Origin of the sequence: Lysinibacillus sphaericus, from assembly GCF_001629735.1 — a bacterium.
Classification (GTDB): Bacteria; Bacillota; Bacilli; order Bacillales_A; family Planococcaceae; genus Lysinibacillus; species Lysinibacillus pinottii.
The window spans coordinates 880,666-895,516 of record NZ_CP015224.1 but is presented as its reverse complement, the minus strand read 5'-3'; the positions used below and the strand labels follow the sequence as shown (position 1 = coordinate 895,516).

The following is a 14,851-nucleotide window of genomic DNA, read 5'->3' as shown; positions in this document are numbered from 1 at the left end:
AAATGAATGTTTTATTCAAAAACGTTTCTTTGACTTCACAATAGCATTCTCGTAGAGTAATGACAAGAAAGACCATCTATCCCATCTTTAATGACAAAAAGGAGTTTTTCACATGAAAGATTATAAACTTTATGAACTGGGAGACATTCAGCTACAATCAGGTGACATACTGCCAAATGCTGTTCTTGCCTATCAAACATACGGGACACTAAATGCGGAAAAGAATAATGCCATTGTTTATCCTACATGGTTTGCAGGCTTGCATACTGATAATGAATGGTTAATCGGAACTGGCAAGGCACTGGACCCAGAAAAGTATTTTATCATCATACCGAATATGCTTGGCAATGGATTATCCTCTTCTCCAAGCAATACACCAGCGCCCTATCATCAAGCAAATTTCCCACTCATTTCAATTTATGATAATGTGCGACTACAGCATCAATTGGTTACTCAAAAGTTTGGTATTAGTAAAATAGCACTCGTAGTTGGCTGGTCGTTAGGGGCTGTACAAACCTTTCAATGGGGAGCAAGTTACCCTGAGATGGTCGAACGAATCGCTCCATTCGGAGGGACTGCCATGACTAGACCCCATGCCAAGGTTGTATTTGAAGGAATGATTGCTGCCCTTCAAGCTGATTCTAACTGGAAAAATGGTTTTTACACCGAGCAACCTAAAGAGGGATTGGCTGCCATGGGACGCGTCTATGCAGCTTGGGGATTCTCACAGGCTTATTATTTAGAACAGCTCTATCAGCAAGAAGGCTATGAAACGCTGGAGGAATACCTCGTGGATTACTGGGATCAAGTGTTTTTAAGCTTTGACGCCAATGATTTAATCTCCATGCTACGTACCGGCATTACTGGAAATATTAGTGCCAATTCGACGTATGATGGTGATTTCGAGCTTGCATTAAGCAAGATTACAGCTCGTGCATTGGTCATGCCAGGAAGTACTGATCTTTTCTTTCCTCCAGAGGACAATAATTATGATGCACTACATATGCCAAATGCGCGCTTCCTCCCTATTGAATCGAAGTGGGGACATTGTGCAGGGATTGGACAGCATGAGCCAGATTCTGAATTTATTGATAAAAACCTGAAAATGCTCCTGCTTGAATAAAAACCACTTTACTCTTGACTTTCCCCTGCACGGGAAACTATATACTTCCATTATGATAGAGATTGGAGGTGATATTTTGTTTAAAATTAGTGTGTTTTCTAGGCTAAGCAAAGTATCCTTAAAAACATTGCGCTACTATGATCAAATCGGCCTATTAAAGCCAAGAAAGGTGGATCACGAAACTGGCTATCGTTACTATTCGGCAGACCAGCTCCTTGAAATCAACCGAATTTTTATTTATAAGGAATTAGGATTCACTTTGCCACAAATCATTCATTTACTCCATGAAGATATTACAATAAAGGATATTCAAGGAATGTTTAAGCTGAAAAAAAATGAAATTCAAGGCATTATCGATATGGAACAAGCCAAGCTTGCTCGAATTGAGGAACGTATGCAGCTTTTAGAAAGTGAGGGGCAAGTGGAAACCATACAAGAAATCAGAATCAAAGCTGAAAATGCCCAGCAGTTCCTTTCTTTGAAGGCGCATGGGAAAGAAGAAGACATTCCAGACCTATTTCGTACATTTAATCGAATATTATCAAAAGAAATTCGCCAATTGGCTCAAAGTCCTCAGGTCGTTTTATGGAAAGAAATAGAGGATAAAGAAGATGAATTCGAATTTGAAGTCGGTTATTTTTTAAGCTAGGAGCTTCCATTGTTTCCAGATACATTTCAATTACGAACTCTTCCACCTGAGCCGATGATGGCCACCATGACGTTTCGCTCGGATGCTAATTTTGCTAGTACAGCCTGTGTAGATTTAGCAAAATGGATTGTAAAAAATAACTATCAGATTAAGGAACTGATTAATGCTAGTAATGAAGGCGTTTCTATTGCTAATATTAAGAACACCTATTGGTAAAAATATTTCGTTGGCTATGGCCGCATATAAAAGTAAAAAACAGTTGGGGTCATCCCAACTGTTTTACTATATATTCACTACTTTTTTCGGCTTCATCTTGGCAAGACGTAGGAGATAAATAATAAAGACCACTCCTAGTAAACCGGCCCCTGATAAGTAGACAGAAGCATATCCTGCCTGTACGGCCACCATTCCTAAAATATAAGAGCCTAGAGCAATCCCAAGGTCAAACATCGTGAAATAGGTTGCTGTTGCGTAGCCGCTTCGTTGGATGGCTGTTGATTGAACCGCTAATGCTTGTAAGCTCGTTGTCACTGCTCCGTAGCCAAAGCCTACAAAAATAGCTGCACTTAAAAATAACATGGGTCCTTCAACGAAGGCTAGCATGATAAGTCCGATAGCAAAAGAGATAATACCTGGAATAATAACAAATTGAGGCCCCTTTGTATCATAAAGTTTTCCTGTATATGGACGTGTAATTAACATAGCTGCTGCAAACACGGCATAAAAAAGACTGGCAACCGCCATTAAACCTTTTTGCTGTGCATAGACCGATAAAAATGATAAAACACTAGCATACGAAAAAGCTACTAAACTAGCAATTGCTGCAACGGGCAATGCCTTTCGCTCAAATAAATCATGGAAGGTGAACGTTAATTTCCCTTTATGTGCTGGCTGCGGTAAATCGTCAGTATGAACCGTTAATGCTAAAATGCCTCCAGCTAGTATACAAAAACTCATGACAATAAATAACACGTTAAAAGTGCTATATTGAATTAATAATAGACCAATAAATGGCCCAATGACAACCGCTAGATTTGTAGACATCGTGAAATAACCTAAACCTGCCCCTTTTCGCTTGGCTGGTACAATATCTGCAGCTAATGATCCTGCGGCTGTTGTAATGATACTAAAGAAGATCCCCTGAATAAAACGAAGACCCAGTAAAAGTCCAAATGGATGAATAAATAAATATAAGACAGTACAAGCAAAATAGCCGGCTATGGATAGCACTAGCAATTTTTTCTTCCCAAACACATCTAATAATTTCCCTGAAAACGGACGTACAATTATCGCTGATAGTAAAAAACCTGACAATAACAAGCCGGCTTCCTTATCTGTTTGGTGTAGTTCACCGATGGCATAAAGCGGCAAAGTCGTTACTAGCCCATAAAAAACAAAAAAGACAGATATATTTGTTAAAAAGAGACTAATAAATCGCTTTGTCCATATTTGTGTATTCTTCCCTTGCTGCAAGTTAATCAACCTTTCATTTTTTCCAGTAATATCATAAACTGCTGCTGCTCCTCAGCAGTAAGTGATCCTACCATTTCTTCCTCAAAAGCTAAAATTGTTTCTGTAATGGCTGGTAAGCGGTCATTGGCTTGTGCAGTTAAGGTTACAATTTTTTCACGCTTATCTTCCCCGTCTAATCGTTCGACCCAGCCCAATGTCTCTAATCGTGTGATAGCTCTTGTAATGCTTGGTGCCTCTACATTTAAATATTTCCATATTTGCGTTAAGGTCATAGGCCCGTTTTTATGTAAGCAATATAAAATGGTCCATTGGGAGCTATATAATTGATGCTGCTTCAACACTTCATTTAAGCAGTTCGTTAAGTACCGACTTTTTTGAAATAAAGCATGGAATATCGGATTCATATGGTCTTCCTCCTAAAAATTATTTACCTAGCTAAATAAACTATACGCTTCATTTTTTCCTTTGTAAAGCAACTAATTTGGCAAAGGTCATTCTATCTTTGCAGGGAATTTTTTGCATATGTCGAATTAAGCAAGGAGATCACAAGGAAAAGGAGATGGAATCATGGGGAAAAGGGTTTTAATACTTGCAGGAGATGCAGTAGAAGCTTTAGAAATTTTTTATCCTTATTATCGTTGTCTTGAGGCAGGTTTTGATGTCACAATCGCAGCACCATCCGCAAAGAAATTACAGACAGTATTACATGATTTTGTAGAGGGCGTCGACACATATATTGAGCGTCCTGCCTATGGCTTAGAGGCACATGCTTCTTTTGCAGATATTGATCCATCACAATTTGATGGTTTAATGATTCCAGGGGGAAGGGCGCCAGAATATATCCGTTTAAATGAATATGTACCGACCATTGTGAGTCATTTTTTTGAAACCAATAAACCGATTGCCGCTGTTTGTCATGCAGCACAAATATTCGCAACCATCCCCGAAGTACTAAAAGGACGCGAACTTACAGCCTACATTGCTTGCAAACCAGAAGTTCAAGTAGCTGGGGCCACCTATATAGATGCCAATCTTCACACAGATGGTAACTTAGTAAGCGGTCATGCTTGGCCAGATTTACCAGGGCTAATGCATGAATTTATTAAAAAACTAGAGGGATGAGCATTAAGGATGCCTAAGCATAGGCATCCTCTTTTTTATGACTGGCTTTCCTGTAATTCAATTTTCTCTACTTCTTGCGTCGATGTAAGGTAGCTAATTCGTACATGAACTCCAAATTCTTTGTCAGGTTGCTTCAGCCAAAGCTTAAATTTTTCAATGGTTGACGCTCCATGTACTTCCTTTCCCTCATGTAAATAGTCCACAATCTTTGCATGGGGATACTTCCCCTTCACTTCTTCTACCGCTAGCTTTCCCCACTTCGCATAGGCAGGTGTTTCTTGCTGTGCCAAAACTATCTCTGGAATATGTAATGGCACGGCAAACAGAAGTCCAAGCATTACATACACATTTTTCACAGAAAACCCTCCTAATTAACGGTATAAAATGATGAACGAAGTAAAAAATAAGAGCTCCAAAAGTAATTACTAATGGAGCAGCGTTGTTTATTGTTTGGGCTGTTGAGGATTATTATGAATGACTTGGTTAAACTCAGCTGAGTATTCTTCTCGATCATTCTTTTTATGTGTATCCTCTTTCTTTTTCTTTTTAAAGCTTGTTTTCCTTTTCTTCGCCATTGCTTACACCTCCAAAAAATAATTAGTTCTTTTTATTGGATTGTTGATTTTTATCATGATTGGTTTTATTGTTTTTATTTTTGGCCTTCGCATCAAACTCTGCCGCGAACTCCTCATTCAAGTTGTCATTCGGGTTGTTATTATTACTATTACTTCTATCGAGGTCTTTGCTTTTGTAGGTGCCAAAAGGATTATGCGTTCTGGCATTCATGGTTTTTTTGCTGTTTTTATTATTTCGATTGCCCACAGATATCACCTCCTACATATAATTTGCTCAGGTACTCGCGTTTATATGAGGTATTTTTTTCGGGCATTTTTGTAAAAAAAAAATGAACATCCCTAACCCAAGTTAGTCATGTTCATTCTAATCTGTCTCTAGACAATGGTATATTCCGTTATATTTAACAATGCTCCCACAGCTCCAGAAAAGCCATGATCATTAATAAAGACAGGTGTATGCTTTTTCGTGCGTGTATAATTGGCAATTACGCGGGCAAGATGTTCATTATTGCTGAGAGTCGATCCAATATAAACGATATGCTGTGTATTTTTTTCCTCAGCATATTGAATACTTAATGTTGTAATCACTTCACCAACAAGTCCCTGTACAGTTGCAATAATATCCTCAGCAGGATGCTTCATGGATTGTGTAATGCCCACTTTACCAAAATTACTCGCAGTTAAATGCCCATCAATGGGTGTATCCATTCCTTGATAAATGTCTTTGACTAATAAATCTATACCTTCTCGATGACCATTAGCAGCCATTTCACGAATTTCATTATAATCTGTAATGCCTGTTGTAAGCGCTGACAATCCTATTAATGTTCCGCCACCAACGCCTGTCCCACCAACACGTATATGTGTATTATCTTCCATATAATGTATAGAAGTACCCGTTCCGATATTAGTAATCATACTACGTTCAAACAAGTAGCCTTCCTTATTTAACAAAAAACGAACACCTTTTAATGTAGCTTCAAATTCTACTATATAATGAATCGATTTCATTGTTTTAATGACATCAAGTAATTGTTCTGTACGTCCCCCCGTAACACCAATATCCTCAATATCTGGATGATCAATAATCCAATTTTTCACAGATAGCAAATCATTTGACGGGAAGGTTGTTAGAATAAGTTCATTGTCTTCATCTAAATAAGCAACCTTTGTCAATGTGCCACCTGCATCAATACCTATAGCCTTTGGCATACAATTCTCCTTTGTGTTTATTACGTAACCTCATCTATTACGAATGATCATTACGCTAGTAGTCAGGCAACTAAATAAGTTCCATGCCTTCATTGGTGTCAAGGATTTTGCAAGGAGTTTTGGTGTGCCAAAATCCTGACTAACTAGTCATTGTCCGAAACGATAACGCCTCGTCCAGTCCCCCAAATCTTGTAATGACATTTTCGCCCTTTCTAAACTTTAACGCTGTTGAAATAATTGTGCAATAACTTCATAAACATTCATAAAAAAATCACGAAAAATATCAATTTATTTCTCATCTACAAGTGAATCTTGACGAATTATAATACTTTAACATCATTCTACTAAAAAAACAAAAAAAGTGAAAATGCACTGCTTGCAAACAGGCATTTCCACTTTCTTTTACGATGCAATTAATTAACGTGCTGAATAACCACCATCAATAACTAACTCAGCACCTGTAATATAAGAAGCTTCATCGGATGCTAAAAATAAGATTGCATTCGCTACTTCTTCTGGTTGACCAAGACGACCCATTGGCGTAGTTTTTACTAACATATCCATAGCTTCTTTTGCTTCCGATAATTTTGCTGTCATCGGTGTTTCAATAACACCTGGGAATACGGTATTGACACGAACATTGAAAGCACCAAGCTCGGAAGCCGCTGCACGAGCGATCGCACGTAAAGAGCCTTTAGATGCTGTATATGCATTGAATCCTGCACCAATAATGGCTGTGTAAGATGATGTATTTACGATTGAGCCCTTCCCTGCTTCCTTCATATATTTAGACGCATGTTTAATGCCAAGGAATGGACCAAAAGCATTGATATTGTGCATGATGGACCAGTCCGCTTGTGTAATTTGATCTGGACCTTTTTCTGAAGAAATACCAGCATTGTTAATTAAAATATCGATACGACCATATTTTTCGACAATCGCTTTTGTCACTTCTGCCCAGTTTTCGTCAGAAGAAACATCTAATTTCATGCCCTCTACATTTTCGAGCTCTGAGATTTTCGCTAGGTTCTCCTCGTTAATATCTGCTGCAATGACTGTCGCACCTTCTTGTGCAAACAACTTTGCCATCGCTGCCCCCATTCCAGATGCTCCACCTGTAATCATTGTAATTTTATTATTTAAACGTCCCATTACTTTATACTTCCTCTCACTTGAAATTTGTCTGTCGTACTAGTATAAACCGTCCCTTTTAGACCACAATAAAAGTATAGGTTTAAATAGTTTACTATTAAACTATATCATTTTTAGTAACCGTTTTCAAAGAATATCTCCATATTCATGAACAATCTGTTTTATCTTTCCCCATTTTTACGATACGATATACTATAGATGTGGAACCATTTGAACGGAGGAATACAAGTGAAAGATCAAAAAAGACTTTATAAAGAAGCGATGCAGGTTTTAAAAGATACAAGTCGCACTTTTTATATACCCATCACTTTCTTAAAAAATGATTTAAAGGTATCGGTAGCAGCTGCCTATTTAGCGATGCGTGCCATCGATGAAATAGAGGATCATGAACAGCTTTCCAATGATGTAAAGTTTGATTTATTATCGGCAACTAGTGACCTTTTAAAGGACACATTTAATAATGAGGCATATCAAGAATTGGTAGCGCCTTATGCGGCACAGTTACCTGAGGTAACCCTTCGCTTAGCAGATTGGCTAGCATTCTGCCCTGAGGAATCTCGAAAAATTGTCCAAGCTTCTACAAGTGAAATGGCCTTTGGTATGGCGAAGTGGGCTAAAGCTAATTGGCAGGTGCATACACGCGAGGATTTAGATGATTATACATACTACGTAGCAGGGCTTGTTGGGACAATGCTGTCTGAGCTTTGGGCGTGGGGTGCAGACATTCAAACAGATCGCGATTTAGCAATTGGCTATGGTCGAGGTCTCCAGGCTGTCAATATTTTACGCAATCAGCATGAGGATATGGATGAGCGTGGCGTAAGTTTCGTTCCTGACGGCTGGACACGCGAGGATTTATTTACTTATGCAGAGGAAAATCTCGCGAAAGCTGATCTTTATATGAAAGATATTAATAAACGCACAGTATTATTATTCTGTCGATTACCACTTGCATTAGCGCATAAAACATTAAAAGCCATGCAAGACGGTCGTGAAAAAATAACACGTACAGAGGTTGAGCAAACCGTTGAAGAGGTACAGGCAGACTGATGGGCGGCTCTCATTTCTAGAATGACCCATTAATATGTAATACCAATAAAACCCCTGCATGAGAATTTTCTCGTTCAGGGGTTCCTTTTTGAGCAGCACTTTATAAAGGTTTGCGTTACGCAAAGGTCAATCGCTAGTTTCAGATATTTTTTAAAGCTCCATAAAAATTACGGACAATCTCCCATTGGTACGCATACTTTCTGCTTGCACAAAGCTTCAACTCAAACAAAGCTTACAAACATTACTCCCCTTAAATAAACTGCTACCTACCGGGGGGTCTTACACTTTAGTGGGTTTCTTTCCTTAATTTGTAGCAAGAAGCTGCACAATGATTTCATAGCTAAAAAAGACTGACAGCATTGTTAACAATGTAAACACTATTTTTTCCACTTTACTACCTGTTTTTGTAGTAAGCGGTAGACGCACCGAAATGGAGACTGGGAAAAATAGCTTTACACCCTTTTTGGTCCCCATATCTAATAAAACATGGCTTGCCATCCCTAATAAAATACCTATTGTAACGGACTTATAAGGTATAAATGTATGTAGTAGCATCCCAATCAAAAATAAAAACAGCAAACTATGTGTAAAGGAACGATGCCCAAACAGCGAATTAACTATTTTTGAAATGATAGGAAGCTTCCTTCCGATTTTGCTACCACCATGGCAAATATCTGGAAGTAATGCACCGATAACGCCTGCCCCTACCAAAACAAGCGGATTATCATTTGAAATTTGTGCAAAGGCTAGACTTGCTGTAATGCCCCCAACCATATGGGTATTCCCTTGCATAAAGTACTTCCACCCTTCTTACGCATTTTGCGAACCATCTTAATGTAACATAAATACGCCCAAAAGGGAACATACATTCCGAACGTACGATCTGAAATATTTTCATCCAATAATTGTATAGCCATAAAGTATATGGTTAAAAATAGGGATGGAGGTTATTTATGAAAGCTTATAGAGGACTACTTTTTATTATATTGGTAATGGGCAGTAGTGCGTGCCTTTGGTATTTTGCTATCCCCCTGGCCCCCATTCATCCACTGAACAAGCTTGCTCATATTATTGGAGGCTTAGCGATTACAGGACTCTTCCTTGTGTTTCTTTTCTCAACAAGAATGAAACTACTAGAGCGTTGGTTTAATGGGCTAGGGCGCTTAAATTTTTATCATAAAGTATTGGCCATGTTTTCACTTGGTTCTATCATGATCCATGGGCAATTGCAAAAGATGGTTCCTGATCAAGAACTCCCGCAAACATCTTTTCGTGAATGGGCGAAAGAGCTTGGAGAGCTCGGGCAATATGGATTTATCATCCTAATCGCCCTTGCATTCCTAGCAAAATTTTTAAAATATGAGCATTGGCGCTGGTTACACCGCTTTTTGCTTCTTCCTTATACATTGGGTATTTACCATACTTATTTTTCGAGCGAATATGATTTATTACAGCCCTCAGCATTGGGTATTTTCACTGCTCTTACAACAACTATTGGTTTTATGTCTGCCCTGTATATGATGACAATGTATCAAGATATGTTTTTCCGGTATAACGGTTCTATTTCCAACATTCAAAAACTAAATATCCATGTCATCGAATTAGAACTGACCCTTACGAAAAAGCTTCATTACCGACCTGGACAATTTATCTTTCTAAAAATCTTTCAGGAAGGCATTGAAAAAGCACCCCATCCTTTCACTATTTCTGGTGGGGATGGAGAAAAAATTAGAGTGACGATCAAAGCAGTCGGCGATTTTACAAAGCAGGTCTACAAACAAATACAATTGAACACCCCTGTTGCCATAGATGGTCCTTTTGGCCATTTTGACTTTGCCAAAGGAGCCAATCAACAACTTTGGGTTGCTGGTGGCATTGGCATTACGCCGTTCATAGCCTATTTACAAACAAAACCTACTAAGAAAATTGATTTATATTATTCCTTTCATGGTGTGGATAATATGGTATATAAAGATTTTTTACTGAACTATGCGCAATCCAATGATAAATTTACGGTCACCTTTATTGATACAACAGAGCAGGACAGGCTTTCCTTTGACCGGATGACCATACCAGCTCATACAAGTATTTATCTATGTGGACCCGAAAAAATGATAAAGCACTTCAAATCGTCCGCGCCTACTAGCCATATAGAATGGGAAGCATTTAAACTAAGATAGCAAGTGTTACCCTTCGGACTATAGACAACCTCAAAAACATTTGAGTGGAACTATAGTCTTTTTTCTTTTAACCATTTAATGAAGAAAGGACGCTGTTTTCCACTATAGGAGATTGAGGAACTGCTTTGCTTCGCACAGAAAACACCCACTCCGTTCAATCAACTTCTCCATAAAGCACTCCTCTACATTTTTTCTAAAAGATAAATTCTATCTAAAGCATGAAAAAATTCAGTTGTTTCTCCTTGCAAATTTCGAGTTTGGTGCGTCATGACATTCAGGCAATCATCCTCTCATCAGAAATCCTTCATTCAAGACTCTCTAATTCGAGCAATTTACTTGGAATTTGAGTTCATTTATCGTATAGTAAACACGCAACTTATAATGAAGGAGTCAAAATGATGACAGTGACAAAAAGCAATATAAATAAAGTTATGCATGACCGTAAATCTGTTCGTAAATACGACGAAAATTATAAAATCCCTCAAGAACAACTAGAAGAATTACTAACAGAAGCCACTTCTGCGCCATCTTCAAGTAACTTACAGCCATGGCGCTTTATCGTCATTCAAGATGAAGTAATAAAAAAAGAGTTACGTGCCATTGCTAACAATCAAGAACAAGTGGAAACTTCCTCAGCTGTTATTGCTGTGCTAGGCGATACAAAAATGTACGAAAATGCGGAGTCAATCTTTACAAAAAATTACGATCTTGGTTATATTAATGAAGCAACTAAGGATTTAATGATAACTAATTCTATGAACTTGTATTCTCAGCTTCCTCAGGAGATTTTAAAAAATATCGTTACATTTGATGCTGGTCTAATTTCCATGCAAATCATGCTTTTAGCAAAAGACATGGGCTATGATACAGTACCAATGGGTGGTTTTAACAAAGAAGCCTTCGCCAAACATTTTGAATTAGCTGACCATATCGTACCCGTTATTTTAATTGCGATTGGTAAAGCAGCAGCCCCTGCCTATAATTCTTCACGTATTGAGCTCGAGCATATCGCCAAATTCATGTAATACATGTAAAATGGTCACCTTTCTATATAGGAAGGTGACTTTTTTGTGAATAGGCTGGCATGTCAGGTACCACTACAAACATAGGATAGTAATGTTTGCGAATAGTAAACGGTGAAAAATTTAAAAAATGATTCTCCAACACTAGCACAATAATTTTCCCAGGGATATTTTTTGCATTTCTTTCCTTCATTACTCAAAAAATCATCATAAAAGAAATAATGGACATTTTCTTTCTAGTACATTTGTGTGATTGCTACTAAAAATTACATATAAATGCTTGTAGATTAAACATAATAGGATTGGTATCATTAGGAGGTATTTTCTTAAGAAGGGAGGTTTTTCTGATGGACTATAATTATTATAACTCTGATTTAGATGCAGCCATGGGAGGCTTATTTCTTATCCTAATTTTAGCATCTCTAGTTCTTGGGCTAATCGCCTACATTATTAGTGCACTAATTTATTTTATGACATCTAAAACAAATGGTTTTGGAGATGTAGCCTATATTGCTTGGATTCCTATCATTAATGTATACAGTCTTTTCCTACTGACTGCTGGTGGAGATAATCGAGAAACGATTCGTGCAACGGCTCTAAAAAATACGCTTATTTATGCAGGCTTGTTTATCGTTTCGTTTATACCAGTTATCGGTATACTCGCATCACTAGGTATGGTGGGCTTTACATTGTATTTCACATATCGCCTATTCTATCGCTGGTGTGGTGAAACTGGTAAGGCTGTACTTTTCACAATTCTAATGGTTATTACAGGCGGGCTGTTCTTTGCTATTTACGGTTTAATGCGCATGAACAAACCATTCGTAGCCTAGTTCACCATCTTAAAACCTCTTTAAGTCTTCAGACTAAAGAGGTTTTTTGGCGTAGTTTCACATAATAATGCCGCATAGATTTAGGAATTCCTTTTAATACTAGAGTGCCATTATAAACTAAATATCGGATTCTATATTCTAAATAAAAGATGTTTGGCTGTTTCTCCATGCTAGCAAGTAGCTCTAAAAGAAATGTTCCAGTTTGAATAAAATCCACATGTCCCTGCTCCTGATGCATTTCTTTTAGCTTCTTCACGATGAAAGAGTCATAAAAATTTTCAGGCACCTCTTGAATATGCTGATGCTCCCATTGACGAAGTACTGCTGTTGATTCTGCCAAACCTTCCCATTGCTGTAGAAATTTTTGACGTCCCTTTACTGATAATCTCTTTATATCATACAGATTTGGATTCCACTGACGTTCGATCACTTGCTGTCCATTTGAATGTATAAGAAATATTTCATTGTGCTGATCACGCAATACATAGAGGAAAAACCGAAGCCCACATTGTTCTTCTATATGGTCCCCACACCAAATATAGATAGGTAGGTGACTAGGGATATCACGTATCTCTCGAATGGCATCTCTTATTTTAGTAGGACCAACAAAGTCATCCATCTCATCGTTAATATTTTCCATTAACCACTTTTGGCGGAATGCTTGTCCTCTTTCTTCATCAAGCTTCCACAGCGGTCCTATAGACAAATCCTCAGGAAAGCCAATGACATATTTAGGCGGAGCAAGTTCCACTCGTAAGGAGCCAGCTGCAGATTCTGAGCAAACAATATGTGCACCTCGGGCAGTTGTCGTCATCCTGTTTCTTTGAAGCTGAATGTAATCATTAATGGTGTCTACCAAATAGCTAAGGTGTTCCGCCGCAGCCCAAAAAGACCATCCCTCTTTAGGATCACTTTGTTCATGCCGAAATGTTGTAAATGGCTCTGATGGCGGAAGCTCATACCTCTCCCATTCTCCATTTTCCACGACATTTGCTAATGTAATGGAATCGAGCGTTTGAATTGTATATACAAGCACCTGATTGTGGTCGTACAAAAAATAGATAAATGGGTAGTGCATCACTGTTTCCATATCCTTGGTCTCCTTTTCAAATGATAGCTTTATACTAACCTCTTCCATTATTTATTCAAAAAGCAGCTAGTCCCTACAAAAAGTATGTTATTATTATAGTTAGAAAATTTTGAATTTCTGTCAAGTAAAGGGGATTGATAATATGTATGAAAATATTTTAAGACATCCGGGGCCGACACCGATTCCAAAGAGAGTTCAGCTAGCGATGAGTCGGGATATTTTTAGTCATCGGAGTCAAGAATTTGTAGAATTATACCGAAAAACGATTGAGGCGGTAAAGCCTGTCTTTGGCACGACACAGGACATTTTACTCTTGCCATCGGGCGGGACAGCTGCACTAGAAGCTGCGGCAGTCAATACGGTTGCCGCTGGTGAGGAAGTTGTGGTCATTACGGTCGGGGCATTCGGTGACTATTTCGTTTCCATTTGCGAGCAATACGGCTTCCATGTACATAAGCTTGAAAAAGAGTGGGGACAAGCTTGCACACCTGAGGAGCTACAGGCATTTTTACAGCCATTACAAAATATCAAAGCGGTTTTTATCACATATAACGAAACTTCTACAGGCATTTTAAACCCTGTTGCTGAATTAGCACAAGTGATTCAAGACGAAACAGATGCACTCGTTATCGTGGATGGCGTAAGCTGCATCGGTGGCGCGCCGGCTGAAATGGATGCTTGGGGTATTGATATTCTCGTGACAGGCTCTCAAAAAGCGATGATGCTACCGCCTGGACTCTCTCTTGTCAGTGTGAGCGAAAGAGCTTGGCAAGTCATTGAAGATAATCAAACGCCAGCCTATTATTTAAATCTATTAAGTTATCGTAGTTGGGCTGAAAAGGGGATGACGCCAAATACTCCTGCTATCACGCTTATTGATGGCCTGCATGAGGTTTGTCAGTTAATTGAACAGGAAGGTGGCTTCCAGCAAACAATTGCCCGTCATGAACTCATGAAAAACATGGTACGTAGCGCTATGAAAGCATTACACATCGAGCTCTTAACTGAAGATCAATATGCCTCCCCTACCATTACAGCTATTATGGCACCAAAGGGAATTGAGCTTGGTGAATTCTTAACACACCTTAAGCAGCAATATCACCTAGATTTTGCAGGTGGCCTTGGTCACCTACAAGATAAAATTTTCAGATTTGGCCATATGGGCTACTGCTTCCCAAGTGATATCCTACAAGCTGTATCCTTATTGGAGGCCGCGCTTCAAGACTTCGCTTATGACTTCCAGCCAGGCGCAGGTGTCCTTGCCGCTCAAGAGGTATATTTAGCAGCTCAACGTAAAGCATTGCAACGTTAATAAGAAAACAGGTGAAGCATTTTTCTTCACCTGTTTTTGTGCTTTGAATAGCTTGATT

General features: G+C 38.6%; 16 protein-coding genes and 1 pseudogene. 8 read left to right on the top strand and 9 right to left on the bottom strand.

Going from position 1 to position 14,851, the window contains the following annotated elements; genetic code table 11:
• Window positions 1–112: 112 nt before the first annotated feature.
• Both A2J09_RS04225 and A2J09_RS04220 read left to right on the top strand, forming a co-directional pair.
• Complete coding sequence (locus A2J09_RS04225; protein WP_012293832.1) at window positions 113–1,123, top strand: alpha/beta fold hydrolase; 1,011 nt, start codon at window positions 113–115, stop codon at window positions 1,121–1,123.
• 76 nt (window positions 1,124–1,199) lie between these two features.
• Window positions 1,200–1,928 (top strand): annotated as a pseudogene (locus A2J09_RS04220) (MerR family transcriptional regulator); the annotation flags it as partial.
• Window positions 1,929–2,054: 126 nt separating this feature from the next.
• Here the strand turns inward: A2J09_RS04220 and A2J09_RS04215 are convergent.
• The gene (locus A2J09_RS04215; RefSeq protein ID WP_206701071.1) at window positions 2,055–3,245 is read right to left on the bottom strand and encodes an MFS transporter; all 1,191 of its coding nucleotides are present in this window, start codon (window positions 3,243–3,245) and stop codon (window positions 2,055–2,057) included.
• Between the two features lie 5 nt (window positions 3,246–3,250).
• Complete coding sequence (locus A2J09_RS04210; protein ID WP_012293828.1) at window positions 3,251–3,649, bottom strand: MarR family winged helix-turn-helix transcriptional regulator; 399 nt, start codon at window positions 3,647–3,649, stop codon at window positions 3,251–3,253.
• Between the two features lie 163 nt (window positions 3,650–3,812).
• Here A2J09_RS04210 and A2J09_RS04205 point away from each other — a divergent pair, with 163 nt between their 5' ends.
• On the top strand, window positions 3,813–4,367 hold the full coding sequence (locus A2J09_RS04205) for a DJ-1/PfpI family protein (protein ID WP_012293827.1): 555 nt from the start codon (window positions 3,813–3,815) through the stop codon (window positions 4,365–4,367).
• 35 nt (window positions 4,368–4,402) lie between these two features.
• Here the strand turns inward: A2J09_RS04205 and A2J09_RS04200 are convergent, their stop codons facing one another.
• The 5 genes from A2J09_RS04200 to A2J09_RS04185 form a co-directional block, all read right to left on the bottom strand.
• On the bottom strand, window positions 4,403–4,723 hold the full coding sequence (locus A2J09_RS04200) for a DUF3889 domain-containing protein (protein ID WP_031419511.1): 321 nt from the start codon (window positions 4,721–4,723) through the stop codon (window positions 4,403–4,405).
• Between the two features lie 87 nt (window positions 4,724–4,810).
• Complete coding sequence (locus tag A2J09_RS24390) at window positions 4,811–4,942, bottom strand: hypothetical protein (RefSeq protein ID WP_004269370.1); 132 nt, start codon at window positions 4,940–4,942, stop codon at window positions 4,811–4,813.
• 22 nt (window positions 4,943–4,964) lie between these two features.
• Window positions 4,965–5,189 carry a hypothetical protein gene (locus A2J09_RS04195; RefSeq protein WP_031419509.1) on the bottom strand — a complete coding sequence of 75 codons (225 nt, stop codon included), beginning with the start codon at window positions 5,187–5,189 and terminating at the stop codon, window positions 4,965–4,967.
• Between the two features lie 128 nt (window positions 5,190–5,317).
• Complete coding sequence (coaW, locus tag A2J09_RS04190; RefSeq protein WP_012293825.1) at window positions 5,318–6,154, bottom strand: type II pantothenate kinase; 837 nt, start codon at window positions 6,152–6,154, stop codon at window positions 5,318–5,320.
• A gap of 417 nt (window positions 6,155–6,571) precedes the next feature.
• Window positions 6,572–7,306 carry an SDR family NAD(P)-dependent oxidoreductase gene (locus A2J09_RS04185; RefSeq protein ID WP_012293824.1) on the bottom strand — a complete coding sequence of 245 codons (735 nt, stop codon included), beginning with the start codon at window positions 7,304–7,306 and terminating at the stop codon, window positions 6,572–6,574.
• Window positions 7,307–7,534: 228 nt separating this feature from the next.
• On the opposite strand from A2J09_RS04185, the gene A2J09_RS04180 reads away from it, so the two are divergent.
• The gene (locus tag A2J09_RS04180; protein ID WP_080695181.1) at window positions 7,535–8,356 is read left to right on the top strand and encodes a squalene/phytoene synthase family protein; all 822 of its coding nucleotides are present in this window, start codon (window positions 7,535–7,537) and stop codon (window positions 8,354–8,356) included.
• 303 nt (window positions 8,357–8,659) lie between these two features.
• Here the strand turns inward: A2J09_RS04180 and A2J09_RS04175 are convergent, their stop codons facing one another.
• On the bottom strand, window positions 8,660–9,148 hold the full coding sequence (locus tag A2J09_RS04175; RefSeq protein ID WP_012293821.1) for a metal-dependent hydrolase: 489 nt from the start codon (window positions 9,146–9,148) through the stop codon (window positions 8,660–8,662).
• A gap of 161 nt (window positions 9,149–9,309) precedes the next feature.
• Between A2J09_RS04175 and A2J09_RS04170 the strand changes: the two genes are divergently transcribed.
• The 3 genes from A2J09_RS04170 to A2J09_RS04160 all read left to right on the top strand — a co-directional run bounded on the left by A2J09_RS04170 (window position 9,310) and on the right by A2J09_RS04160 (window position 12,391).
• Entirely contained in the window at window positions 9,310–10,536 is a 1,227-nt protein-coding gene (locus A2J09_RS04170; RefSeq protein ID WP_036161258.1) for a ferredoxin reductase family protein, read from the top strand.
• 398 nt (window positions 10,537–10,934) lie between these two features.
• Window positions 10,935–11,561, top strand: coding sequence for a nitroreductase family protein (locus A2J09_RS04165; protein ID WP_031419498.1), 627 nt, complete (start codon window positions 10,935–10,937; stop codon window positions 11,559–11,561).
• A gap of 344 nt (window positions 11,562–11,905) precedes the next feature.
• Complete coding sequence (locus tag A2J09_RS04160) at window positions 11,906–12,391, top strand: hypothetical protein (RefSeq protein ID WP_012293817.1); 486 nt, start codon at window positions 11,906–11,908, stop codon at window positions 12,389–12,391.
• 28 nt (window positions 12,392–12,419) lie between these two features.
• Here the strand turns inward: A2J09_RS04160 and A2J09_RS04155 are convergent, their stop codons facing one another.
• Window positions 12,420–13,481 carry a DUF1835 domain-containing protein gene (locus A2J09_RS04155; RefSeq protein ID WP_036161255.1) on the bottom strand — a complete coding sequence of 354 codons (1,062 nt, stop codon included), beginning with the start codon at window positions 13,479–13,481 and terminating at the stop codon, window positions 12,420–12,422.
• Between the two features lie 142 nt (window positions 13,482–13,623).
• Between A2J09_RS04155 and A2J09_RS04150 the strand changes: the two genes are divergently transcribed.
• The gene (locus A2J09_RS04150; protein ID WP_012293815.1) at window positions 13,624–14,793 is read left to right on the top strand and encodes a pyridoxal-phosphate-dependent aminotransferase family protein; all 1,170 of its coding nucleotides are present in this window, start codon (window positions 13,624–13,626) and stop codon (window positions 14,791–14,793) included.
• Window positions 14,794–14,851 lie beyond the last annotated feature (58 nt).

Coding starts and splice junctions, on each gene's coding strand:
- A2J09_RS04225 (WP_012293832.1), top strand. CDS start 113: ATGAAAGATTATAAACTTTATGAACTGGGAGACATTCAGCTACAATCA.
- A2J09_RS04210 (WP_012293828.1), bottom strand. CDS start 3,649: ATGAATCCGATATTCCATGCTTTATTTCAAAAAAGTCGGTACTTAACG.
- A2J09_RS04205 (WP_012293827.1), top strand. CDS start 3,813: ATGGGGAAAAGGGTTTTAATACTTGCAGGAGATGCAGTAGAAGCTTTA.
- A2J09_RS24390 (WP_004269370.1), bottom strand. CDS start 4,942: ATGGCGAAGAAAAGGAAAACAAGCTTTAAAAAGAAAAAGAAAGAGGAT.
- coaW (WP_012293825.1), bottom strand. CDS start 6,154: ATGCCAAAGGCTATAGGTATTGATGCAGGTGGCACATTGACAAAGGTT.
- A2J09_RS04185 (WP_012293824.1), bottom strand. CDS start 7,306: ATGGGACGTTTAAATAATAAAATTACAATGATTACAGGTGGAGCATCT.
- A2J09_RS04175 (WP_012293821.1), bottom strand. CDS start 9,148: ATGCAAGGGAATACCCATATGGTTGGGGGCATTACAGCAAGTCTAGCC.
- A2J09_RS04170 (WP_036161258.1), top strand. CDS start 9,310: ATGAAAGCTTATAGAGGACTACTTTTTATTATATTGGTAATGGGCAGT.
- A2J09_RS04165 (WP_031419498.1), top strand. CDS start 10,935: ATGACAGTGACAAAAAGCAATATAAATAAAGTTATGCATGACCGTAAA.
- A2J09_RS04160 (WP_012293817.1), top strand. CDS start 11,906: ATGGACTATAATTATTATAACTCTGATTTAGATGCAGCCATGGGAGGC.
- A2J09_RS04155 (WP_036161255.1), bottom strand. CDS start 13,481: ATGGAAACAGTGATGCACTACCCATTTATCTATTTTTTGTACGACCAC.
- A2J09_RS04150 (WP_012293815.1), top strand. CDS start 13,624: ATGTATGAAAATATTTTAAGACATCCGGGGCCGACACCGATTCCAAAG.